Origin of the sequence: Desulfovibrio inopinatus DSM 10711, assembly GCF_000429305.1 — a bacterium.
Lineage (GTDB): Bacteria > Desulfobacterota > Desulfovibrionia > Desulfovibrionales > Desulfovibrionaceae > Alteridesulfovibrio > Alteridesulfovibrio inopinatus.
In genome coordinates this window covers 322,666-344,850 of the sequence record NZ_KE386878.1, presented here as the reverse complement: position 1 = coordinate 344,850, position 22,185 = coordinate 322,666, and the positions used below count along the sequence as shown (strand labels likewise).

Here is a 22,185-nt window from a genome sequence, read left to right as displayed (position 1 = left end):
CACCGTCAGCAGATAAAATCAGATATGTGTATTGACGACACCACCGAGTGGAACTTCAACATAACCGCCAAGTTCGACCATTATGTGTCCTCCCGGTTCGACATTAAACCCTTGGGTTGCAGGAGACGTGTTCACCTGTCCAGCAGGTCCTGGCTCCACATGCCCAGCGTGTCCGGCCACGGTATGCCCGGCCTCACCGGCAAACGTACGCCCCGCCCCCCCTGTGGGTATAGCATCGGGATAGTGAACGAGTCCGTCCATGTGGTTCCTCCTTGGTACAGGTGGGAGGATTATTTGCCAAACAACCAAGGCGAAAGCACGCCATAATCCTTTCTTTTAATATGGGGTCTCTCCGCCAGCTTGGCAAGGTTTTGACAACGCAATGCGCTTTTCAGATGTTTTTTTCTTACACGGCTTTATTATAAGAAGCAACTCTCCAAATTCTTCGGTGAGCCAACACGGTACTCTCTTCTCAGCGGTAGCGATCTGTTACATAGTGTTGGATAGCGCGTTGTTCATCCTCTGGCATCTGGTAAAATGTATCGTCAACAACCCGTGTTAAAAAAATTTCCGCCAACTTGGCCTGTCGCTCCTCCAATGGTAACTGATGAAAGTCCCCCTCGTTATTGAGCTCTGCTATGACCGCCTCAACCTTCTCTGCATAGTATTCCTTACTCGCTCGCCATACGTGTGCAATTGGAATACGAGCAGTTGTAGATGGGGAAGAGGTCATCGCTTGAACAGAACGCGTATGTATTATGCCGGATACGAGAGGTTGCGTATGTTTCACTCGATCATAGCTCCATTGGCTCAACAATATGACGCCAGAAATCTGAAACGTCATAATGGATACCAACACAACAGCAGATCTCATGCATATCTCCTCGTTCTTGACGAAACAATAATCCCAACACAAAAAACACCGCGACCCTGAGTCCTGACAGGGGCGGAGTTCCAGTCCTTCTTGGATACACGAATTCATCACAATCTGTCGATGTTTGATGCGTATGATGACAAACATCGATTTTGCTCCAGCCCTTTTGCTGAGCATATCAAACAAGTATTGCAATTTTCATGAAATCCGTAACACTCTTTCGATGATAATCAGTGCCAGCCGCCGCACGGACATCCCGGCATTTTACTCGTCCTGGATAAACAACCGGCTTCATGCCGGGTATTGTGACGTCCCCAATCCCTTTAATATCAAGGTGGTAAGCCGTGTCAGCCTCACTCCAACAGATGTAGACGCCATCGTGTTTTGGACACGCTATCCAGCCCCGATTATCCCTTATCTTCCAGCGTTTCTTCAAATGGGGCATAACATTATCTTCCTCATCACCGTGACCGGCTATCCACGATTTTTAGAACCGTGCCGCCCGTCTGTGCAAAAAAGTCTGGACTCCATTGCACGTTTGGCTGAAATCATTGGCCCTGGCCGGATAGTATGGCGCTATGATCCCATTATTGTGACAGAGCGCTTCACATGGGAAAATCACCGATCTCATTTTCGTCGTCTTGCAAAGGCACTTTCAGGATGTACGCAGCACGTTACTGTCAGCTTCTTCCAAGATTACACCAAAAACCGTGCTCGTATGGAGCAAGCCCGTCGATATGGCTTTGGTCCTCTCCCCCTCTCCTTTACAGAAGAAAACACCCTGCTTGCCGAACTCGCATCCATAAGCCAAACGTGTAACATGACAATGTCCATGTGTGCCTCGGGTGATCGTTTACTCCCGGACGGTGTTCAGCCGGGAGCCTGTATCGATGGTGGTCTCATTGAGCAAGAGTTCGGAGTGAAGTTGCCGAAAGTCAAAGATCCGGGACAACGAAAATCATGCGGTTGCGCCCCCAGTCGAGACATCGGTATGTATGATTCATGCACGTTCGGTTGTACCTATTGTTACGCTGTCAAAAACTTTGACCTCGCCGCAGCAAACAGACGACGTCACAAGGCCACCGGAACAAGCTTGTTGCCACTCCCCGCACGTCAAGTGAATTCAGGGCAACTGCCTCTTCCCCTTGCCCAACCGTGCACAAGAAAATCCTAAAAAGTAGATTGGTTCAGACAATGAAAGAGTGGCATCCCTTTCCCTCATCTTGATCAGAATCAATTTTCCAACAAAGCGCTTCACATTACGTGTAGCGCTTTGCTCTCAGCTCTCGACAAGAGAAAGTACGGAAGGTTTTATAAAAGCCCCTGGGACAAGGCTGTTTCGATATCTATGGGATAATAGTTGAGATCACGCCCGGCTGGTTCGATATCGGCGCTTTTTTGGCAGGTTAAACGAGGAATCTGATCGGCTGTTAGCGGGGGGTGCTTCATGCCGATGAGTGCAAAAAGGCGAGCTGCCCAGGCAAGAAGAATCAAAGGAATGGGGAAAATCGGTCGTTTACGATTTTTCGCCTCCATGATGCGTTTGACGAACTCACGGCACGTCAGAACATCTGGACCAGCAAGATCATAGGTTTGTTGAGATGCCGCTGGGCTTTCGAGACTGGCCAAGAGAGCATCATGGACGTTTTCAGCATACACAGGAGCAAGCGTATAATGCCCAGCCCCCGGCAGCATGACACAGAAACCGGATGCGGCAGCATGAGCGAGCTTACTCACCGCTTCAGGTTTTGCCGTTCCGTATACTTCAGCAGGTCTCAAGATGGTAAAGTCGAACCCACTCTCGCGAACATGCTTTTCGGCCGCAGCTTTCGAGGCACCGTATCCGCCACATTCTGGATGCGCGGCCCGTGTACTCACGTAAACAAAACGTCCACTAAAATTGGTATTTTGAGCTTGTCGAATCAAATCAGCCGTGGCCTGATCATTGACCGCCGTATAGTCTTGTAATTTCGAACTGTGCGTCAATGCCGCCAAATGCAGAATGACATCAATATCGTACAAAGCATGCGCGTAGGTTTCCGGCTTACAAATATCTCCAGCCACCACGACCACGCGTTCACGGGAGTGAAAGACTTCGGGATTGCGCACGAGAACCACAATATGGTGTCCGGCCGCGACGAGTCGAGGAAGAAGGCATTGTCCCAGACCGCCGGAGGCTCCAGTGAGAAAAATCCTCATCGTTTGACGGTAAATTCGCGAAGACGTGCACGAACCAAGTTACTGACAAATTCCATGACGGCACCAAGTCGAACAAATGAACGCCGGTTTTTTGCCTCATGGAACACTGTCGGAATTTCTCCAAATGCAGCGCCATACCGACGGACTTGGATCATAATTTCTGCATCAAGAAACCAATCATCTGAAACCAGGTTGAGTTTTTCAAAAAAAGCGCGGGTAAATATCTTTGGCTTGGAGTTGATATCGCTGGACTTCAGTCCTGGAAACAGGATTCGAAAAACCAGATTGTATGCTTGGCTATTCAGGCGACGAACAAGGCCATCACGCCGGTCGGCTCTATAGGTGCTGACAACATCAAGCCCCTCGGCTTTCAATTTATCATACACACGCTGAATATCTTCAGGAGGCATTTGTTCATCTCCATCGATCAAACAAATGATATCTCCCGTGGCAGCATCAAGCCCCGTTCTTGCATCCCACCCCATCATACCTTCTTTGACCAACGTCAGAGCCTTGATACGTGGATCAGACGATGCCAGTTCACGGACGACGTGCGGGGTTGTATCCGTTTCGTCGCCGGCATTGTAATTCCCGACGAGAACGATTTCCCAATCAGAAGTAATGGATTCGACCTGTTCAACGACTTTCGCCGTAAACGGTCGAGCCTGCTCTTTGGCCTTATAGCACAATACAACTACGGAAAGATGTGGAGGCAACGTCGGATCTCGGTCTGTTTGGGGGTTGGCATAACTCCTAATAGCACACGGAGCCTAACAGAAGACTATGGTCGTCTCAATATTTTTTCTTGTCCCGCTCGGTATCAGGCGGCCGGTTACGGCTTCGTAGCCTGCACCATGTATTGTCCCCCCATGGGTATCCACCCGAGAAACCGCTCAAGCACATCCAACCGCTTGAGTCGAGGAGGAAAAAACAAGGTGAAGCGGGTCGCTTGAATACGCAATCCGACCCCGGAACACAATCGCGTCGTTTCTCGAGGCATAAGTAAAACCGCGTCTTCATCCAATGGGCACGTGTCCACAATTCGCTTGGTGACAGGATTGAAAGGATTATGCTCGAAAATAAAGATCTCCCCTCCCGGGCGGACGTGAGTGCATACCTGCTCCATAAACTGTGTACGGTCCTGTGGAAGAACGTGGTGCAGCACATTGGCAATGAAAACAAGATCAAATGTTTTCTCCATGCACTCATCGCCGACACTAAAAAAATTGACGGCAGGATGATCAGCCTTGGCCGTTGCCAATGACTTTTCCGAAACATCGCATCCACAGACTTCCGCTGCCGGGAACACGTGACACAGCGCCGCCAAATTTCCACCGGTACCACAACCATAATCGAGAACACGGCCAGGCTGGACAGCGCACCATCGGCATGTCAATCGCGCCTTTTGCATGCTGTAATAGTCAACATCGCCAAACTGCCCCAAACCGGTTTGCATGACATCCCGGTAGTTCTCGGCAAAAGCGTCGAAACGCGTCTCCTTGTTCTCGCTCAAGGCTTTCTCTCCGCGTACACTTACGACTTTGACTTTGTGAAAACGGCCATTTGCAACGTCTGCATGCCCACCAGTTCGGCAGCACTCTGAATGGAGACAATGGCTGTACGGACAACCGCTCCCATGGGAGACGGATCAATATCAATGGCTCGGGTTGGAATATTACGTAACCGGACAAAGGCCGTTTCAAGTTGACTCGTTTTCGCCAGAGCCGCCAATGATTCCACTGAAAAATGGTTAACATGGTGCGGTTCGTACAAACGTTTTGCCGCAAACGGGATACCAATACCGTACAGCATACGCGCTAAGCGATAGATCAAGCTTTTCTCATTGACGGTATAGATGACAACCACTCCTCCCGGTCTGACGAGACGCGCCATTTTATCCATATACCCTTTGGCATCGGGAATATGTTCAATATTGGCCAACGAGGTCACGGCATCAAATGTTTCATCCGTTTCGAAATCCTCAATGGCAGACTTGATTGTTCGAATTTTCGGAACGTTGACATCAATAATATCAAGGCCAGTCAGGTCGGTGAGTCCAGCATCACGCAAAAATGCTAAAAAGGTCCCCTGTCCGCAGCCGACATCAAGTATACGGGCCTGATCTCCGCAATGATCACGAATTTGATCTCGTATTTCGGCAAACAGGACACGATCCGGGTTGGCAAACCAATTTTTATGCTTTTCCGTAAAATAATCATCTGTGTAAATCGCCTCAGGTGTTATATCGACATGTCCTGTAAAGACATGCCCGCATCCTGTGCACTCACAGATAACAGTGTCATCAAGCCGCATCAGTTCTTTTTTTCCATGCCCGCAGACAGGACAAACCCGTATTTCCATACCTTCTCTTCACTCCAAGCCCGTCTTTGCACAGAAAAAACATCGTGTTTGGCAAAGACTCGCGGCAGCATGATTTGGTTAACCCGTTTTTTTGTTTCTGGACCGCAGTCCTATAGGCCTTGCGCCGGCAAAGCAAGCCCCCTTAACAGTCTCATTTTCAGGACAAAACAAGACACCTCAATCTAATCCTCTTTTCAGGACACATACAACCATCAGCAATCACCTAACATTACAGCCTTTTTCAATAATACAAAGTGGCACGCTTTTTGATGATTAAAGAAAAAAACGTACAAATAAAACGAAGGTGATACCCGTGAAACCGTATACAAAAGTCTCTGAACAGCGCCAGCCTACACTTTCCAAGGCTGGTTCGCTTTCCGCAGATCCCGAGAGAAGGCATGAAAATGCGTATCCGGGAAAAACCGAAAATACGGAAGCCTCACGCCTTACCTTACGAGTCTTGTTTCAGCCTTTTTATTGCTTATCCGGTTTATCGGTCTGCGGATTTGAAGCCAAGATGCGATGGCAAAACGCACTTCTTGAGCCCATTGTCCCCACCAGCCACCTTGCCATGGCCGAAGAATCCGGTCGAATCAAGCCCGTGTGCTGGACAATTGCGCAAAAAGCTTTGGAAGCTCTGCAAACTCTTAAAAACGAAGCACCCTCCCCTCAAACATCGGACGTCTTTATGGCCGTCCCACTCTCGGGGAGACAGTTTTTTGATCCTCAGTTTCCCAATAGGATTGAAGCATTACTCAATGAGCATGAGGCAGAAATCAACTCGCTCGCGCTCTTTTTCGAACACGATATCGTTATGGCAGACCCCGGGTTTAGTCTCGGTCGACTTCTGCGGCTTAAACAAGCTGGGGTTCGTCTTGGCTTGACGGGCATTGGCCCCGATGCCTGGCCCTCCAGTATCCTGGAAAGCCTGCCGATGGATATTCTGACGATCGAGCAGGATGTGTTCAACACAAGCGAATCCGGCTTCGAATGGCTCGAAAATGCCATACAGCTTGCCGATAATTTGCTGATGAATGTGGCAATACGTGGAGTGACTTCACAACGCCAACAAGAAATCCTCGGCTCTATGGGATGCACCTACGGCCAAGGGACATATTTCTCGGAACCGCTCGTCTTGTCGCGAGCCCAAGCCCTCTTAACTCAAGATTAACGGAAAGCCCTCTCCAACGTCTTGAGCCGAGCTTACCAAGCAGGCGGCGAACTCGTAGCCCTCACGCGTTCGCCGCCTGCTTTGTTCGTTGCACGCCTTTCCGGACAATCTTCCCTCTTATAAATAGCCTTTTCTCTGAAGATAAGTACGAACACGTTGCGGGTTTTGCCACGGTTTTGGCTTGACAGTTCGCAAAAGATCAACGAGCCATGCTTGGTCGCCCATTGGGGCATCGGGATAGATATTGGCAAACGTTCCCAAAGCCTCTGTCATATGCCCGTCTGAATTGCATAACGGCGTGAGATCATACAGCCTTGACGCCTCGGCATACAGTTTACCGCGCGTTGAAATGAAGAGATTTCCGGATTGGATAAATCCGGCGCGCATGATATTCCCGGACGCTGACTCTATGGCATCGCAAACACGCAAGACATGATCAAGGCCAGCATCGATGAAGTCAGTAAAGCGAAAGGGGTGTGCTGCAATGAGGACCGTCTGTTCTCGAATCGGGGTGAGGTGCTCTATGACCTCCCCCAGGGGCGAAAACGGCGCGAGATCAGGCAAAGGAGCCTTAGAAATAGCAAGAATATCATACCCTTCGGCCAACGACCATTCCACTCCACCATATAATCGAATGCCGGGATATTTCTCTTCAAGACGATTGAGCTCTTCTCGTGGCCAAGTAGCATGATGTTCTGTAAATACGACACCGGACAAACGGCATTCCAATGCTGTCTGACATACCTCTTCCGGTTCCATGATTGCACACGCCGAGTGTACTGATGTATGAACATGAAAATCGATTTGCATTGACCACCTCTATTTCCCTTCACCGCTTATCGGTATAATGCGGTTCATTCGATAATGCAGTGCAGAGCAAATTCATGTTGAAAAGGTTTTGCTTCTGCATTATGTATACAGAAGCGCAAGTTTTGAATGTTGCAGCGTAAGGAATTGAAGGAGTCTCAAATGGAAGATTATTTGAAGGAAGCCTTGGAGATTGTCAAAGCTCAGGCTAGCGTCCGAAACATGACAGAAGAAGAAATTGCTTCTATGGTGAAAAAACTCGCCGATGGCATCCGTTCCATTGGCGATGGCAGTGATGCCGAGGCTGAAAAACCCGCGGCGCCTCCTGTCGACCCCAAAAAGGCTATTCGTGAAAAAAGCATCATTTGCCTTGAATCTGGAAAGCCTTTTAAGATTCTGACAAAAAAGCATTTGAGCAAGTTTGGCCTTACTCCTGAAGAGTATCGTGAAAAATGGGGTTATGCCAAGAACCTCCCGCTCGTTTGCAAAGAACTGCAACGTGAGCGCCGCAAGAAAATGAAAGATATGCGGCTTTGGGAAAAACGGATCAAAGCAAACAACAACAACTAACATTTTACACAACCCATTGCTTTGAAATAGCTTTGTCGCGCAGGGCAAAGCAGATAAAAAGCATCGCTGCAGCACCCCAGAAAGCCCGAAGTACGCTTCGGGCTTTCGTTTTGCTTGATAGCACGCCCCGATTTTGGCATGCCTCAATAGAATTGAACATTTTTTTGCTCATCACTAACGTTCTTCAAGCGAGCTTCCATGCCCCCTCTCTTCGAAATACGCCATGTTGAATATGCGCCAAGGCCGGAAAAACCAATTTTCCGAGACCTCACCCTCACGCTCGATGAAGCCACGTTTACGATGGTCAAAGGCCCATCCGGCAGTGGAAAATCGAGCCTTCTCCGGCTTCTCTGCCGTCTTGATGACCCATCAGCAGGACACATTTTTTTCAAAGGACAAGACATTCGTGAACTTGCTCCTCCGGATTTGCGCCGACGGGTAGCTTTACTCCAACAAACTCCAGTTGTGCTCGCCGGGAGTGTTTGTAAAAATCTTCTCTATCCATTCAGCCTCAAAGCCAATGCGCACATCCCCATACCTGATGAAATGACCCTTGAAGCCCATCTCCGCGAGGTTCTCTTGGAAACGGTTGACTTAACAGATCCTGCTCCAACGCTTTCCGTTGGCCAAAAACAACGTCTGTGCTTTGTTCGTGCCTTGTTACTCGCCCCAGAGGTATTGCTTCTGGATGAGCCGACAAGCGCCCTCGATGCAAAAAGCAAAGAAATCGTGGAAACGATGGCACAACGCCTCGTTCTTGAACGCGGCCTGGCGGTTCTATTTGTAACCCATGATACATCGTTTACACCACAGCGTGTTGCCCCCAAAACACTCCTCATTGACAATGGGGTAGCCAAGGAGATCACATGACCTTTCACACTCATGACATTGGTCCTTGGCAACTGGGCCTTGGACTGATTTTCGTCCTCATGGCCGCAGGGACATCTTTTGCTAAATCCCTTGGTTTGGAACGCGACATTGCCATAGGTACCGTTCGGACTTTTGCCCAACTTTTTCTCATGGGATTTGTCCTTTCATTTCTCTTTGCGCACCAATCGATCGGCTTTGTCCTCGGACTTTTCATCATTATGGTGATCTTCGCTGCCCGTATCGTCAAGGGGCGTGTCAAAGAAAAAGATGTCTCCTTCACCATGCCCGTCTTTTGGTCCATGTTTTTGGGCTACGCCCTCGTTGCCGTCATGGTCACGGGACTTGTTGTTCAAGCGAAGCCGTGGTGGCGGGCTGAATACTTTATCCCACTCGGTGGTATGGTCGTAGGAAACTCCATGACAGCACTGGCCATCTGTCTCGAACGTTTTTTCTCCGATATACGGACCAAGCGTGATATCATTGAAATGAAGCTTGCTCTGGGCGCAAGTATGGCCGAAGCGAGCGATGATATCGTCCGGGATGCCTTACGCTCCGGGATGATCCCCTCAATCAATTCCATGATGGGAGTCGGTGTTGTGTTTATCCCCGGCATGATGTCGGGCCAAATTCTGGCGGGTGCCGATCCCATGATTGCCATTCGCTATCAAATCGTTGTGATGCTCATGCTTGTGGGATCATGCGCTTTAACCTGTATCCTCGTCATCCATCTCATCCGACGTCGTACATTCGGCAAGGGGCAGTATCTCTGTCTTCGCCCATAATCGAACCAGTTGAACCGAAATTCATCTTGCCAAGGACGTATGGCTATGAGATTTTCAATGTACGCAGAAGAAGGAAAGGTCGAACCCGAGACATAAGGAGTACCCTCATGATCAAGGCATTCGACCCAGAACTATTGTTCATGGAATGCGGCCGATGCGGCCGTCCGATAATCCTCGAACCTGGCGACTCGACCGAGATGGTTCTTGATCTCGGGGTTGCCCCGGATTCACTTGATGCGACCTGTCTGCTTGTATGTGATGGGTGCCCCGAGTGTTCACCCGAGGAACCGAATTACGACACTCACGTCGTACGAGACTACGATCCACCCCAAATTTTCTGTCGTCCGCATTGAAATGCAAACACAACAACGTCGGCCAGCCTCGTTCACCGAGACTGGCCGACGTGAAAGTACTCTTTATTACGAACGGGGCGTCACCATCCCCGCGAGATACCAGAATTACGCCGTAAGCTCTTCAGCCGACTTTATCACAGCATCTTTGAGCTTTTGACGCTCATCAGCCAGCTTTTTCGTGAGTTCAGGATCATTGAGCGCCAAGATTTGCACAGCCATCCATGCGGCATTTTTTGCACCAGCTTTGTCGAGAGCCACAGTGCCAACAGGAAACCCGGGAGGCATCTGGACTGTAGCTAACAGCGCATCCATACCGCCTAATGCCGAAGCCGCGATGGGAACGCCGATAACGGGCTTGGTTGTCCTGGCTGCAACGGCTCCAGCCAAATGAGCAGCCATGCCAGCCGCACAAATGAACACCTGACACCCGTCTGCTTCAAGATCAGACACAAGTTTTTCGGTACGTTCAGGCGTACGATGGGCGGATGTCACCGTAAATACGTGCTCAATGTCGAGTTCTTTCAAGACATCTGAACATGGACGCATAATCGGCTCGTCCGAAATGCTCCCCATAAAAATCGCAACTTTGGCCATGTGTTATTACCTCGCAAGCCCTTTGTCGCCGATATCACGACGATAAAAACCGTTTTCAAACGACACCAGGTCAACTGCCTGGTAGGCCTGTTTTTTCGCATCAGCAAGATTGTCACCTAAAGCCGTTACTCCCAGAACACGGCCCCCCGATGTTACCGTTCCGGCCTCCGCGACCGTTGTCCCGGCCTGAAAAACCTTCACTCCATCGAGCTTTTCTGCCGTGTCAATACCGGAGATAGCCATCCCCTTGGAGTATGATCCCGGATATCCCTTTGCCGCCATGACGACGCACAATGCCGTTTGCGGCGTCCACTTCACTTCCACCTCATGCAGACGTCCCTGACAGCAGGCAAGCATAATTTCGGCCAAATCCGACTCCAAACGCATCAAAAGCGGCTGGCATTCCGGATCGCCGAAGCGCGCGTTATATTCAAGCACCTTCGGACCATCGGCCGTCATCATGAGACCGGCGTACAGGATACCTTGAAAAGGCGCTCCACGCTTTTTCAGCGCTTCCAAAATCGGTTTGATGACGAGATCAGTCGTCTTGGCGTATTCTGATTCCGGCAAAATGGGGGCTGGGCAATATGCTCCCATACCTCCCGTGTTCGGGCCGGTATCACCTTCACCAACGGCCTTATGGTCTTGGCAGGCGGTCATGGGAACGCAATGTTCGCCATCACAAAAGGCAAGAAATGATGCCTCTTCACCGACCAATGCTTCTTCAATGACTACACGCTTGCCTGCCATGCCGAAAGCTTTATCGATCATCATCGATTGCAATGCATCCAAAGCTTCCTCTTTGGTATGTGCAACGACAACGCCCTTGCCTGCAGCCAAACCGTCAGCTTTGACAACAATCGGAAAAGTCTGCCTTTCAAGGTAATTTTTTGCATCCTCGAATTCATCAAAAACAGCAAAATCCGCCGTGGGGACACCCGCTTCACGCATGATCGTCTTGGAAAAGGCCTTTGACCCTTCAAGTTGAGCCGCGTAAGCACTCGGCCCGAAACAGGCTATATTATGCGCCTCTAAGGCGTTTTGCAGTCCCAGCACCAACGGTAACTCCGGACCAGGGACGACAAGATCAACCTGCTTTTCCTGGGCCAATGCGACAATGCCGGGCAGGTCATCATCTTTTATAGCCACGTTCGTCCCTTCCAGCACCGTCCCCCCGTTTCCGGGAGCGATGAACAGCTCATCCACCAACGGACTTTGGGAAAGTTTCCAAGCCAGGGCATGTTCCCGGCCTCCGGCTCCGACGATCAATATTTTCATGGCGACTCCTTTGCTTCAATAGGCTTCGGGCGTTGCCCTAGCCTGTATTTCATGAGAATGCAATTAAGGACATTGGCAATACGTAATCCCCATTTCGACACGCACCATACACAAACTGCATATCAAAAGGTTGCACCATGCCCCGACTCTTCATTGGTATTCCGGCATCAGATCAGGCAAAGTCGGCGTTAACGGCATGTATCCAAAATGCAAAGCCTCTTTTACACTCCTCACTCACGTGGTCAAAACCGGTTTCCTGGCATCTTACACTTAAATTTCTCGGTGATATCGCCCCAGATAAGACAGAAGACATCGCGAGCATATTAGCATCCATCAACTTTGCTCCTTTTTCCATTCATCTATCTGGCGGGGGCTATTTTCCAGACATACGCCGCCCTCGTGTTGCATGGGTCGGGGTCTCCACAGGCAAGGAACAGCTTATCACGTTGGCGAAAGATATCGAAAATGAACTTGTCCGTCTTGGGTATGAACCTGAAACACGTCCCTTTCGTCCACATTGGACCATTTGTCGAATAAAACGTCCGTCACGACAGGACAATTGGAATGAGTTCGAACAAACCATTACAAAAATGCCATGGCCAGAAATGATAATTGATGCATTTACGCTCTTTGAAAGTCGTCTCACGCCTCACGGCGCCATCCATACGGCTTTGGCTCAATACGACGCCGATGACGCATAAAAAACGCTCCCGAAGCAAAAATGCTCGGGAGCGTTGGGACATTCGAAGCAGGACAAGTTGGGCAGGTCCTCACTACGAACCTTCCCCAGGGGGGGGCGGCCCGTTAGATATAGTCGCCCCGGTTGAACTTGATCTGTTCCGTGACGGCCAAAACTTCCATCTCGTTGACCAGCGAGTTCAGCGGGCTTCCCTGCCCTAATTTCGGGGTCTCGTCCTTGAGTTTTTCTACCCCATTTCGAATATTTTCCAGTACGTCGTAGGCCTTGCGCAAGTTGCCTTCCTGGCCAGAACCAAGCTGGTCGGCATAATTTTCCCATTCGCTCAGCAAATTTTCGACGTTTGCCATGACGGTACTCTCCACAGTGGTCGAGTCTGAAGACTGTTGCGCAGCCTGCTGCATGAGGGACGTTAACTCCACCATGCCTTGACCGGGAGGCGGTACAAGCGCACTCTTCGATGTATCCCCTGAAACCTGTTCAAGCTGTCGAGCAAGAATGTCTTCAAAGGTTTCTCCCGAAGAATCCTTGGCTTTCTTCGCCTCGGTCCCTTGGTAGAGAGCTTGTAATTGATCGAATTGTACTTTCATTTGCCTACTCCTCGCCCTGGGGTTCGCATTGTTACATGCAAGAGGCTTGCCAAACACATGGATTTCGCTATCACCATGAATTTCATAACTTTATCATTATACACCGGGGAAAGAATTGCCCATTGTTATGTAATGCAAACAACCAAACTATATATGTTGTGTATTCAGAAAATAACGCACATGAAAAGGCTTGTCTATCGTGTGTGGTTTTGGCAAAAAAGAAGATGCGAAACAGCCGCGCACCGATATCTTCCGGCTGCTAACGATCTAAAGCGGAGGCCGATATGGTCACTCTCAAGAAAATTCTGTGTGCCGTTGATTTTTCTGATCATAGTCCGCATGTGGCTGAATATGCGAAAACACTTGCCAAATGCGACGACGCTGAAATTCTTTGTCTGTATGTTGCTCCATCGCTTAGTGAATACCTCGGTTTCCATGTTCCCCCCAGTTCCATTGAAGACTTTGTCGGTGAAATTGTTTCCGGCGCCGACAAAACCATGAATGAATTCCTTGAAGAACATTTTGCCGGAAACAATGTGAAAGGCAAAGTTATCACCGGATACGCTGCGGAAGAGATCTTGAATGCAGCGGAAGAAGAAAATTGTGACATGATTGTTATGGGAACACATGGCAGAAAGGGTATCGATCTCATCTTGTTCGGTTCGGTTGCGGAAAAAGTTGTCAAAGGCGCATCCTGCCCCGTTCTGACTGTACACCCGGCAAGCAAGAAAGGATAACTCCTTCACCTTATGCGGTGTTTGCGATCTCCCTTCTGTAAACACCAGCAATCTTACGCTCGGGACAGGTCGGTATCTTACCGCCCAGCCCCGAGCGCCCTTCTTGCCTCATGTTCCTGTTTAAGTATATGACGCTGGGACACTTTTTGCCCATGAGGTTGTGAGACAATGGATATGAATCGTCTTTTGCGGCCCGAAGTTGCCGCATTCACCCCCTATGTTCCAGGCCTCTCCATTGATGAGATCAAGGAAAAATACGGTCTGGATACAGTCATTAAAATGGCCAGCAACGAAAACCCGTTGGGAACGTCGCCCCTGGCCCAAAAAGCAATTAAGGAAAAAGCTGCATTCGGTTTTCGCTATCCGCAATCCGGCAACCCCCATCTCAATAAAGCTATCGAAAGCACGTTCGCACTTTCAGCCGGGTCGGTTGTAACCGGAAACGGTTCTGACGAAATCATTGATTTGCTCTATCGCGTCGTGTGTCGTCCGGGACAAGACAATGCGGTTGCGTTTTCACCCTGCTTTTCAATGTACGAGCTGCAAGCCAAGCTTTGTGGAGTCGAACTGCGACAAACCAGCCTTGCTGCTGATTTTTCTTTTGACTTCGCAACGCTGCTTTCTCTGGTAGACGACAATACTCGGCTTGTGTTCGTCACGAACCCGGACAACCCTTCGGGATATGCGGTGAAAGCCGATACTTTGATTGAGCTTGCCAAAAGTCTTCCCGAAAACTGTCTCCTTGTCGTCGATGAGGCCTATGCCGATTTTACCGACCCTGAAGAAGACTATTCCCTTCTTCCCCAACTTGATTCTCTGCAGAACGTTGTCGTACTGCGCACGTTCTCCAAGCTCTATGGCCTTGCTGGCTTACGTATCGGCTTTGGAGCAATGCCAAGCTGGCTCCATAGCGCCATGATGCGGGTTAAACTCCCCTTCAGCGTGAATATTCTCGCAGAAGCGGCAGCTATTGCAGCGCTTGAAGACGTTCACTTTCGTCGTGCTACACGGGAATGTGTCCTTACCGGCAGGGTGGATTTGCAAAACCGACTTGCCGACCTCGGCTGTACACCGCTGTCTTCCCAAGCGAATTTTGTTATGTTCAAAGCGCCGGACGATGCTCCCGACACAAAAACCATTCACGAGGCTCTCTTACATCGCGGCATCATCATCCGCCCCCTCGCCAGCTATGGTCTTCCCGAGCACATGCGAGTCAGTGTCGGAACAGCCGAAGAAAATAACGCTTTCATCCAGGCGTTGGCATTGACTCTCAAAGTGAACGGATAAATTATGATAGTGACCATCGATGGACCGGCCGGGGTTGGTAAAACAACCCTTGCCTCCAAAACAGCCAGCTATTTTCACCTGACCTATCTCGACACAGGGGCAATGTTCCGCTCGGCAGCGCTTGCTCTCGGTCCTGGAGTCCATGAACTTCCCGAGACCGTGATTGCTGCCGCGTTGTCTAAATTGGACTATACTCTCCAGGGCACAGGCCCCGATGCAGTACTCCTCCTGAATGGAGTCCCTCTGTCTGAAGACATCCGCACGGAAGAGGCCGGCAATGCCGCATCCGCTTTGGCAAAAAGTACCTCGGTACGTTCAGCTATGGTCAAAGCCCAACGCCGCATGGCCCAACATGGCAACCTCGTGGCCGAAGGTCGTGATATGGGAACCGTGGTGTTCCCGGAAGCAGAGTGTAAAATTTTTCTTGATGCCGATCCGGCTATACGTGCACAAAGACGGTTTCTTCAGCTCCAGGCCATGAACAAACCCGCTGACCTTCAACGTATCGAACAGCAGGTGCGCGCACGTGACGAACGTGATCGCAACCGAGCTATTGCCCCGCTCAAGCCTGCGGACGATGCAGTCATCATTGACACATCCACATTGGATATCGACGGCGTTTTTCGCGCCATTGTTCATTGCGTGGAAAGCGTCCAATCATAAATCCACAAGTATCTGGCATTCATTCCGGCTGATGGAACGAGGGAAATCATTGTCTCATTCCATCAGCCGTTTTGCGTCCTCGTTTTTTCCAATATGACCAACTCACCCGAATCAAAACAATACAAAACGGTGCCCCCATTGCGGCAAACACAACAAGTCCGAAATGTTGTTGCGCCAGCTCGCTCCGGCCAAGGAAATAGCCGCCAGCAAGATAGAGGGCAGCCCAGGGGATTTTACCAACGGCATTATAGAAAAGAAATCGAGACAACGGCATAAGCGCAATGGCCGCAGTAAGAGGAGCCAGTGCTCTCAGCACCGGCACAAAGCGAGCTCCGACAATAGCCAGTCCGCCATGTTTCTCATAGAACCCTTCGGCTGTCCGCAATTGATCAGACGAAACAAATGGCACTTTTCCCGTACGAAACCACCGTTCCCCGACAAAATATCCAATCCCATAATTAGCCGTGTCACCCAAAAATGCAGCCACGACAAAAAGCGGGAACAGAATTCCGAGGGACAGTATCCCTTGAGCAGACAGAGCGGCACATGCAAAGAGAACGGTATCACTCGGTAAAGCCGTTGCGACAACAAGTCCGGTTTCAGAAAAAACAACAACAAATAAAAGCAAATACAACATATGGACATTGCCTTGGGCAAGCGTAGCCACATATGTATCAAGATGAAAAACAATGTCCATCAAATGCGATATCATGATGTTCCATACCGGTTGAAGGATAGATCAACCCCACTGTCACATTACGCAAAAAGAGCGATATTAACGCGCGGACACATGGATTTTGCTGGACAAACCGCATCGAGCATGGCGTCAGGACCAAGCGGCCTATCCAAATTCTTGTCTAAAAAAGCAAGTGGGGCTTTTTCCAAATCATCGATATTTTGTGGATCGACACGACAAAAAATTTCCCCCCAATTCGTCGAAAAAACAATAACCGCGTCGCATATAGTCTTGTCCTCACGCGGTGCAAAAAAATTATAAATCACAAGGACTCTCGTAACGCGTTCCGACCTGGAACTTTCTCCCAACGCGGGATGTAACACCTCATCAATGGGGAAAAAACGCCGAAGGGTTTCCAAAAGTTCCTGAATATCGGGAAGTGACACCGGAGCCAAAATATTTTTCCCATGAACATAAAGGCGAGGTGAATAGATATCATTGACGACAAGCCATAGCGCCAGCCGAACAAGATTGCCATCGCGACGAAATTCTTCACTTGCCTCTTTTTTCCCTGACCCAGCACACTCGCCATCAACAGACCATGATGCAGTATTGCCAACATGAACACCGTTAAATTTCAATCCTTCCAAAAAAGCACGAGGCGGATTGACGAACGGAACGCGCATGACTTTATTCGGTTTTTTTTCAAAGGCGCTGATAATCGTTCGACCAACCCGTGTCAGATCTTGATCATTGATATGCAGCTCACGAGCTTTGGAATCACGGTATTGTAAGAGCCGTTCATAGGTTGAAAACAGGTAGCTTGCAATTTGATTCCCCGTGGCAAGCAAGGTCGTAAAACGAATCCCCTTTTGTGCGTCAGCCACACGCCCCGTTTCCGCCATCAATTCTGAGGCAATCGGAACTTCGCTTGCCGGGAAAAAATATTCTATGAATGCCGAACCGTTCGCTCCTGGCTTTCCCTGCTGTCCATCGCGGCGTCCAGTCCATCCATTTTTTTGAATAAACGCGAGTTGCATCAAGCGCTTGGCTTCTGCCTGGGCGGTTTTGCTATAAAATCGGTCAACTTCACGAAAGAGCATGGCATATGCATCGATATCCCAAACATCGCGTGATCCGGAAAAAATATTTTCTTTAATTTTGTCACATAAGAAGACTGTCGTGTCTTCTCCCATGTAATATTTTTCTAAAAGCCCAAACTTTAGCGCCGATTTGAAGGGGCTTTTGAGTGACTTGACGATTTGCCATAATGCTGCGCCGAAAAATTCGGCTTTCGGAATGGGGCGAAGCCCCCCCAGGTCGACCAGAGTTTGACTGCGTAATGTCGGAGAAGCCTGAATTCGATCCCACGTTCTTTGCTGAAGACGCTCATCTGCTCCTGGGGGCACTAACCACCATGCGGGATATCGACCAGCAACATGGACACCGGTACGATAAAACTCCTCTTTCAGTAAAAGCGACTGTGTCGAGCCACAACTTTCTTCGTCGCTGAAGCCAAAATCATTCTCTCGAACTTTCTGTAAATCCATCAAAAAAAAGTGAACTTCCAGGGAAAACGTTTCTGCAGCAATTGCTTCGAGGGTAAGAACTTTGCGTCTAAACGAACCGAGCGCATCAGCCTCAACCTGATCAGACTCAAAACAAATCCAGATATCAAGGTCGGATGCTTCCGTCTGTGCAATGGTACCGATGGAACCAATCGTATATATTGCGGCGAGTTCCATGGTGCTTTCCCGCGTTGCTGCTTCACCTGTTTTGACAGCCTGAGCACCATAAAATTCGATAAGCTGCTTTCGCGTTTCTAATGAAGGTCGCCACCCGGTTATCCGACAGGCAGGTCCGGAGAGAATATCGCGCCCCTCCTGTACCCCACCAAATGAAAGCAGCCCGGGGAGCATGGACAGAAACGCTGCCTTCCGGTCCCCCATTTTTTGAGCTGCCCATTCCAGACGTCGTGCATTCATTTCAAGATATCGCGTTTTGCGTCGTCTCATGTCGCGTTCGAAAAACCATTGAGACAACAGTTTGAGAACAAAACGCATTCCTGACTTTTGTCTTAAAACGTCATGAGGTTTTGGGGAAGATGTATTGGCAGCTGCTGCAAACAGACGCGTTACCGTTGAGACAACCTGTCGTTCAAACACCGCCGAATTCGTATCCAGATTGAAGAAACGCACTCCGAGAAATATACACGCCAAGACACGACAATTCTGAACGCGCATGGTTTCGAGTAACGTTTTCTCAAACAGACAATCGGTAAATGTCAGCGCGTCAAAGACTCCATGACTCCAAGCACTCAATCCAAAAGCGGAAACCGAACATTGGCATCCTAAAAAAATGGGTTCATGACACCACGCTCCATAAAAATCGCACTCTTCGAGTATGCAATGACGCATGGCCAAACCTGTTGATTCGGCCTCGCCGAATGTCACGCCTTTCAACGTGCACTCGTCAAAAACGACTTTCTCCATTCGCACCTGACGAAAACGACAATAGATCAGCGTGCAATTGACGAATCGAACATTGGTCAACGACGCTTTCGTGAAATCAATATTGTCCAAGAGGCAATTGCGAAATGTTACAGACTGAACGCGGCTTGCCCCAAGATCAGTATGCTTGATTGTCGTCGTTTCGAGCTTCAAGCCCTGAATTGTTTGTCCCGAACAGACCGTATGGGTCTCCCGGACTTTCGTGATTGTCGTCCCCGGTTCGCCTAAAAGACACGATCGCTTTTGCTTTTTGGGCTCTTTAGCGGTCAACTTCGCTGCAGCTTCTTTTAAAAGAAGTACAAAGGAACCGATATCTTTTCCCAGCTCTCCCACCGCCATATCAACCCGTTCATCATGAATTTGGCGGTTGCGTTCCCGAAACAGACGTCTTTGAGAGGAAAGTGATTGATAATACGCCGAATACCCTTCCTGCACACGCGAAATCGCCTCCTTTTCCTCTTCAGATTTCGCGTTTTCTTGGTAGGTGTTGCAATGTGTTTCGAAAAACTCCCCATCAACAAGGCTTGCCAAATACAGACAAAAAAACAAAAAACTTGGCAAAAGTGTTTTGGGAAGCAGCGGGACAACCTGGCCGAAAAGATTCGCCGAAAAATGCGCTGTCATAGCGCAAAGTTGACGCCGAATTTGCGGCATCTCGGTATACGCTTGGACAAAATATGTCGCAGCCTCTTCGCTTTTGTTCCGGATAAGGACTTCCAGTCCCACCAACATGGTTTCCGGCTCGGCACGGTTCACGAATTGGCGAGCACCGGTGATAACACGAGGACAGAGCGTTTCATCGTCCTCAGTGATAAGACGCATGATTTGCGCCTGGGTGGCTGTGCTTTGGCAACGCTGTGCACGCACGCTCAACAACCCGGCGAGCGTTGCGGAGCGCAACCGGCTGGCTGTCTTTGCCATGAATAGCGTTTGCTCTTCATCGAGATCGAGCGCGAGAAGTTGTTGAAGCCAAACTCCCATACGCCCACTCGCGAGTTCATTTTGAATAACCGATGATACAGCGGGTTCTCGCCGTTCCGTTAACCGCTCCATGAAAACAAGCAATTCTTCCGGATCCTCATGAATCATGCTTTCCAAAGTAGATTCGGCCCACGAGAGCAGGAGCGGATCGACATCACGCACCAAAGAAAACACACCATTGACCATCAGGAGTTTCTTTTCCGGCTCCAGTTCCTCCAAAAGCGTCATCGCATGTTTGATGGAAATTGCGTTTTTCATGAGGAAAAACAGGCACAAGCGCTCACCCAGCACACCGAGGTCAGTCAGGAGAAAAAAAGATCGTTTGAGCAAGTTGAAATCCGCAGTCAAGGTCATGACTTCGGAGAGAATAAAGGCAAGTTCTGCGCGGTAGCCGACAGCAATGTCATCATCGTGGGGAAGTTGTTCAAGAAACGCGCTAGCCTGCTCCAGCAATGGAGGTGACACGGCTAACCCCGTACCACGAGACTGCATCAGAATACTTCGTAACGAAGCAAACAACATGGGAAAAGGAGACGATGTGTGCATGATTCATTCGTAGCGTGCCCATAACAGCTTGATTGACCACCGTGGCCCGCTCAAATCCGTGTTATGTGCTCACTCTATACTCCTGAAGGTTGAAGCGCTTCGGCATACAGGTTCACCGGACCGCCCGGACTGAGATAGGTGTATACCTCTCGTGAGAGTTCAGCCGGCCGAATGAAACGCTTGATCGTCAATTCCTCTTCAATCGTCAAATCAACCACAAGGGCTTCACGCTTCGGCACTTCGGGATGATACACCAGGATACTCGGTCGCATAGGAAGCCGCGGATTCGTCGATATGACCATTCCGATCATCCCGTTGGAGACTTCTACCACACTGCCAGGCGGATAGACTCCAATATGGCGAATAAAAGTCGGCAGAAGCAATTCGTCCAATTTCTCTCGTTGCTTATACATGAGCTTCAAGGCTTCATGTGGCGTCAGAATGGTTTCCCCTCGCTGCTTATTACACAATCGATCAAACGTGTTACCAATGGCAATAATTCGAGCCAGAAGCGAGATTCTGTCTCCCGGCGTTTTGCTCGGAAAACCTGTCCCATCCATATTCTCATGATGTTGGAAAACGGCCAGTGCTGCACGAGTTGATACACCGGGCATGTCCTTGACCATCCGAGCTCCAATTTTGGGATGCTCCCGATAGTATGCTTTCACCGCCTTATTCATGGATGTAATGCCCTTTGTCCCAATACGATTGATCGGAACGCGACCAGCACCGATATCATGAAAAAGAGCGGCAGTCCCCAGGTCGCGCAAGGCATCCTGGTCGAGTTCAAGTTCTCTGGCCAACATCATCGACAACACGGTGACATTCAGAGCATGATAATTCTTGGTCTCTTCAGTTGGTTTCGACGTAATAAGGTTCAGTACAACGTCAAATTCAGATAAAAACGTCTCGACCAACCCATCTACAACAATATGAGCGGCTTCCATGCTCTCATCTGATTTTCCTCCAGTATGTCGCAAAAGTCGTACAACATGACTCATCGCTTGAGTATATCGTTTTTCACAGGCTGCAAACTGCTCACGGCGCTTTGCATTGCGCTCTATGGTTTCTCTCTTTAATCCAAAAAATTCTTTAGAGACAGGTGTTTTAGCAGTACTGCGTCGCGAACGTTGAGATTTAAGCTCTTCTAAGGAGATAGGTAATTGATCGGAACGATCCGAAACATAGATTACATGTGTTAAACCCAAACCTCGAATCGTTTCAATTTCATCCTTGTTCTTAATCTTGAATGCTTTCTTTCGGAAAGGATTTTCCTTATCCGTCACATCAAGACGAATATACAGTCCTTCTCGCAATTGTTCTACAAGAATAGGATACTCTGAAACAAACATACCTGTGCCTTTATATCTCCACACAGACAACGTTCATGCGTCGCGTTTACACAATGCATCTAGCTCTCTGCTGAACTATCGCCCGCGAGATCCCCTGTCAATGCGCATGATGGAAAGTGAATAACAACCTCTTGTGATCCGTACAAAAAACAAGATGCCGCAGCCTCATATCGGAAGTCCGCTCTATAGTACACGCTGTATGCGTGTACTATCGCTGAGCAAATTCTTCGGTTACAGAGGTAAGAGCATCATAGCATGACGACGACATCCCTAGATATCCAGTCTCA

At 49.3% G+C, this 22,185-nt stretch carries 23 protein-coding genes; 10 read left to right on the top strand and 13 right to left on the bottom strand.

All coding sequences use genetic code 11. The annotated features are described in order from the left end of the window. Positions 1-18 precede the first annotated feature (18 nt). Together G451_RS31055 and G451_RS31050 are read right to left on the bottom strand one after the other, a co-directional pair. The gene (locus G451_RS31055; RefSeq protein WP_051261772.1) at positions 19-261 is read right to left on the bottom strand and encodes a hypothetical protein; all 243 of its coding nucleotides are present in this window, start codon (positions 259-261) and stop codon (positions 19-21) included. Positions 262-472: 211 nt separating this feature from the next. Beyond that, complete coding sequence (locus G451_RS31050) at positions 473-874, bottom strand: hypothetical protein (RefSeq protein WP_027185970.1); 402 nt, start codon at positions 872-874, stop codon at positions 473-475. A gap of 133 nt (positions 875-1,007) precedes the next feature. Between G451_RS31050 and G451_RS31045 the strand changes: the two genes are divergently transcribed. Continuing rightward, entirely contained in the window at positions 1,008-2,048 is a 1,041-nt protein-coding gene (locus G451_RS31045; protein WP_169727925.1) for a DUF1848 domain-containing protein, read from the top strand. Between the two features lie 137 nt (positions 2,049-2,185). On the opposite strand, the gene G451_RS0122170 is transcribed toward G451_RS31045, so the two are convergent. The 4 genes from G451_RS0122170 to G451_RS0122155 form a co-directional block, all read right to left on the bottom strand. Then, on the bottom strand, positions 2,186-3,073 hold the full coding sequence (locus tag G451_RS0122170; protein ID WP_027185969.1) for an NAD-dependent epimerase/dehydratase family protein: 888 nt from the start codon (positions 3,071-3,073) through the stop codon (positions 2,186-2,188). Further along, positions 3,070-3,789 carry a glycosyltransferase family 2 protein gene (locus tag G451_RS33255; RefSeq protein WP_051261770.1) on the bottom strand — a complete coding sequence of 240 codons (720 nt, stop codon included), beginning with the start codon at positions 3,787-3,789 and terminating at the stop codon, positions 3,070-3,072. Before G451_RS33255 ends, G451_RS0122170 begins: the two co-directional genes overlap by 4 nt. A gap of 116 nt (positions 3,790-3,905) precedes the next feature. After that, complete coding sequence (locus G451_RS0122160; protein ID WP_027185968.1) at positions 3,906-4,586, bottom strand: class I SAM-dependent methyltransferase; 681 nt, start codon at positions 4,584-4,586, stop codon at positions 3,906-3,908. Between the two features lie 20 nt (positions 4,587-4,606). Next, complete coding sequence (locus G451_RS0122155; RefSeq protein WP_027185967.1) at positions 4,607-5,434, bottom strand: methyltransferase domain-containing protein; 828 nt, start codon at positions 5,432-5,434, stop codon at positions 4,607-4,609. 313 nt (positions 5,435-5,747) lie between these two features. Here G451_RS0122155 and G451_RS0122150 point away from each other — a divergent pair, with 313 nt between their 5' ends. Beyond that, complete coding sequence (locus G451_RS0122150; RefSeq protein ID WP_027185966.1) at positions 5,748-6,605, top strand: EAL domain-containing protein; 858 nt, start codon at positions 5,748-5,750, stop codon at positions 6,603-6,605. Between the two features lie 117 nt (positions 6,606-6,722). On the opposite strand, the gene G451_RS0122145 is transcribed toward G451_RS0122150, so the two are convergent. Further along, the gene (locus G451_RS0122145) at positions 6,723-7,415 is read right to left on the bottom strand and encodes a PHP domain-containing protein (protein ID WP_027185965.1); all 693 of its coding nucleotides are present in this window, start codon (positions 7,413-7,415) and stop codon (positions 6,723-6,725) included. 159 nt (positions 7,416-7,574) lie between these two features. Here G451_RS0122145 and G451_RS0122140 point away from each other — a divergent pair, with 159 nt between their 5' ends. The 4 genes from G451_RS0122140 (at position 7,575) to G451_RS31035 (ending at position 9,987) form a co-directional block, all read left to right on the top strand. Next, on the top strand, positions 7,575-7,982 hold the full coding sequence (locus tag G451_RS0122140; RefSeq protein ID WP_027185964.1) for a Ros/MucR family transcriptional regulator: 408 nt from the start codon (positions 7,575-7,577) through the stop codon (positions 7,980-7,982). A gap of 198 nt (positions 7,983-8,180) precedes the next feature. Then, the gene (locus G451_RS0122130) at positions 8,181-8,852 is read left to right on the top strand and encodes an ABC transporter ATP-binding protein (RefSeq protein ID WP_027185963.1); all 672 of its coding nucleotides are present in this window, start codon (positions 8,181-8,183) and stop codon (positions 8,850-8,852) included. Further along, positions 8,849-9,634 (top strand): ABC transporter permease, encoded by a 786-nt coding sequence (locus G451_RS0122125; protein WP_027185962.1) that lies wholly within the window; start codon positions 8,849-8,851, stop codon positions 9,632-9,634. The genes G451_RS0122130 and G451_RS0122125 overlap by 4 nt, the downstream gene beginning before the upstream one ends. A 107-nt stretch (positions 9,635-9,741) precedes the next feature. After that, a complete protein-coding gene (locus G451_RS31035) occupies positions 9,742-9,987 on the top strand; it encodes a hypothetical protein (RefSeq protein WP_051261769.1) in 246 nt (81 codons plus the stop codon). Between the two features lie 105 nt (positions 9,988-10,092). Here the strand turns inward: G451_RS31035 and purE are convergent, their stop codons facing one another. Beyond that, positions 10,093-10,581: a 5-(carboxyamino)imidazole ribonucleotide mutase gene (purE, locus tag G451_RS0122115; RefSeq protein WP_027185961.1), complete on the bottom strand. Its 489-nt coding sequence runs from the start codon at positions 10,579-10,581 to the stop codon at positions 10,093-10,095. A gap of 6 nt (positions 10,582-10,587) precedes the next feature. After that, positions 10,588-11,859: a phosphoribosylamine--glycine ligase gene (purD, locus tag G451_RS0122110; protein ID WP_027185960.1), complete on the bottom strand. Its 1,272-nt coding sequence runs from the start codon at positions 11,857-11,859 to the stop codon at positions 10,588-10,590. 137 nt (positions 11,860-11,996) lie between these two features. On the opposite strand from purD, the gene thpR reads away from it, so the two are divergent. Further along, positions 11,997-12,560, top strand: a complete 564-nt coding sequence (gene thpR, locus G451_RS0122105) for an RNA 2',3'-cyclic phosphodiesterase (RefSeq protein WP_027185959.1) — start codon at positions 11,997-11,999, stop codon at positions 12,558-12,560. A 103-nt stretch (positions 12,561-12,663) separates the two neighbouring features. Here the strand turns inward: thpR and G451_RS0122100 are convergent, their stop codons facing one another. Then, positions 12,664-13,146 carry a hypothetical protein gene (locus G451_RS0122100; RefSeq protein WP_027185958.1) on the bottom strand — a complete coding sequence of 161 codons (483 nt, stop codon included), beginning with the start codon at positions 13,144-13,146 and terminating at the stop codon, positions 12,664-12,666. A 284-nt stretch (positions 13,147-13,430) separates the two neighbouring features. Between G451_RS0122100 and G451_RS0122095 the strand changes: the two genes are divergently transcribed. The 3 genes from G451_RS0122095 (at position 13,431) to cmk (ending at position 15,833) form a co-directional block, all read left to right on the top strand. Continuing rightward, positions 13,431-13,883, top strand: coding sequence for a universal stress protein (locus G451_RS0122095; protein ID WP_027185957.1), 453 nt, complete (start codon positions 13,431-13,433; stop codon positions 13,881-13,883). Positions 13,884-14,051: 168 nt separating this feature from the next. Further along, on the top strand, positions 14,052-15,170 hold the full coding sequence (hisC, locus tag G451_RS0122090) for a histidinol-phosphate transaminase (protein WP_027185956.1): 1,119 nt from the start codon (positions 14,052-14,054) through the stop codon (positions 15,168-15,170). A 3-nt stretch (positions 15,171-15,173) separates the two neighbouring features. Further along, on the top strand, positions 15,174-15,833 hold the full coding sequence (gene cmk / locus G451_RS0122085; protein ID WP_034643398.1) for a (d)CMP kinase: 660 nt from the start codon (positions 15,174-15,176) through the stop codon (positions 15,831-15,833). 46 nt (positions 15,834-15,879) lie between these two features. On the opposite strand, the gene G451_RS0122080 is transcribed toward cmk, so the two are convergent. From G451_RS0122080 to G451_RS0122070, 3 genes are all read right to left on the bottom strand, one after another. Continuing rightward, positions 15,880-16,545 carry a DedA family protein gene (locus tag G451_RS0122080; protein WP_034643396.1) on the bottom strand — a complete coding sequence of 222 codons (666 nt, stop codon included), beginning with the start codon at positions 16,543-16,545 and terminating at the stop codon, positions 15,880-15,882. A gap of 44 nt (positions 16,546-16,589) precedes the next feature. Beyond that, complete coding sequence (locus tag G451_RS0122075) at positions 16,590-20,546, bottom strand: class I adenylate cyclase (RefSeq protein WP_027185953.1); 3,957 nt, start codon at positions 20,544-20,546, stop codon at positions 16,590-16,592. Positions 20,547-20,620: 74 nt separating this feature from the next. Continuing rightward, on the bottom strand, positions 20,621-21,898 hold the full coding sequence (locus G451_RS0122070) for a cyclic di-GMP phosphodiesterase (protein WP_027185952.1): 1,278 nt from the start codon (positions 21,896-21,898) through the stop codon (positions 20,621-20,623). Between the last annotated feature and the right edge of the window lie 287 nt (positions 21,899-22,185).

Excerpts from the sequence above, each read along its gene's own strand:
- G451_RS31055 (WP_051261772.1), bottom strand. The coding sequence starts at position 261 with ATGGACGGACTCGTTCACTATCCCGATGCTATACCCACAGGGGGGGCG.
- G451_RS31050 (WP_027185970.1), bottom strand. The coding sequence starts at position 874 with ATGAGATCTGCTGTTGTGTTGGTATCCATTATGACGTTTCAGATTTCT.
- G451_RS31045 (WP_169727925.1), top strand. The coding sequence starts at position 1,008 with ATGATGACAAACATCGATTTTGCTCCAGCCCTTTTGCTGAGCATATCA.
- G451_RS0122170 (WP_027185969.1), bottom strand. The coding sequence starts at position 3,073 with ATGAGGATTTTTCTCACTGGAGCCTCCGGCGGTCTGGGACAATGCCTT.
- G451_RS0122155 (WP_027185967.1), bottom strand. The coding sequence starts at position 5,434 with ATGGAAATACGGGTTTGTCCTGTCTGCGGGCATGGAAAAAAAGAACTG.
- G451_RS0122145 (WP_027185965.1), bottom strand. The coding sequence starts at position 7,415 with ATGCAAATCGATTTTCATGTTCATACATCAGTACACTCGGCGTGTGCA.
- G451_RS0122140 (WP_027185964.1), top strand. The coding sequence starts at position 7,575 with ATGGAAGATTATTTGAAGGAAGCCTTGGAGATTGTCAAAGCTCAGGCT.
- G451_RS0122130 (WP_027185963.1), top strand. The coding sequence starts at position 8,181 with ATGCCCCCTCTCTTCGAAATACGCCATGTTGAATATGCGCCAAGGCCG.
- G451_RS0122125 (WP_027185962.1), top strand. The coding sequence starts at position 8,849 with ATGACCTTTCACACTCATGACATTGGTCCTTGGCAACTGGGCCTTGGA.
- G451_RS31035 (WP_051261769.1), top strand. The coding sequence starts at position 9,742 with ATGATCAAGGCATTCGACCCAGAACTATTGTTCATGGAATGCGGCCGA.
- purE (WP_027185961.1), bottom strand. The coding sequence starts at position 10,581 with ATGGCCAAAGTTGCGATTTTTATGGGGAGCATTTCGGACGAGCCGATT.
- purD (WP_027185960.1), bottom strand. The coding sequence starts at position 11,859 with ATGAAAATATTGATCGTCGGAGCCGGAGGCCGGGAACATGCCCTGGCT.
- thpR (WP_027185959.1), top strand. The coding sequence starts at position 11,997 with ATGCCCCGACTCTTCATTGGTATTCCGGCATCAGATCAGGCAAAGTCG.
- G451_RS0122100 (WP_027185958.1), bottom strand. The coding sequence starts at position 13,146 with ATGAAAGTACAATTCGATCAATTACAAGCTCTCTACCAAGGGACCGAG.
- G451_RS0122095 (WP_027185957.1), top strand. The coding sequence starts at position 13,431 with ATGGTCACTCTCAAGAAAATTCTGTGTGCCGTTGATTTTTCTGATCAT.
- hisC (WP_027185956.1), top strand. The coding sequence starts at position 14,052 with ATGGATATGAATCGTCTTTTGCGGCCCGAAGTTGCCGCATTCACCCCC.
- cmk (WP_034643398.1), top strand. The coding sequence starts at position 15,174 with ATGATAGTGACCATCGATGGACCGGCCGGGGTTGGTAAAACAACCCTT.
- G451_RS0122080 (WP_034643396.1), bottom strand. The coding sequence starts at position 16,545 with ATGATATCGCATTTGATGGACATTGTTTTTCATCTTGATACATATGTG.
- G451_RS0122075 (WP_027185953.1), bottom strand. The coding sequence starts at position 20,546 with ATGCACACATCGTCTCCTTTTCCCATGTTGTTTGCTTCGTTACGAAGT.
- G451_RS0122070 (WP_027185952.1), bottom strand. The coding sequence starts at position 21,898 with ATGTTTGTTTCAGAGTATCCTATTCTTGTAGAACAATTGCGAGAAGGA.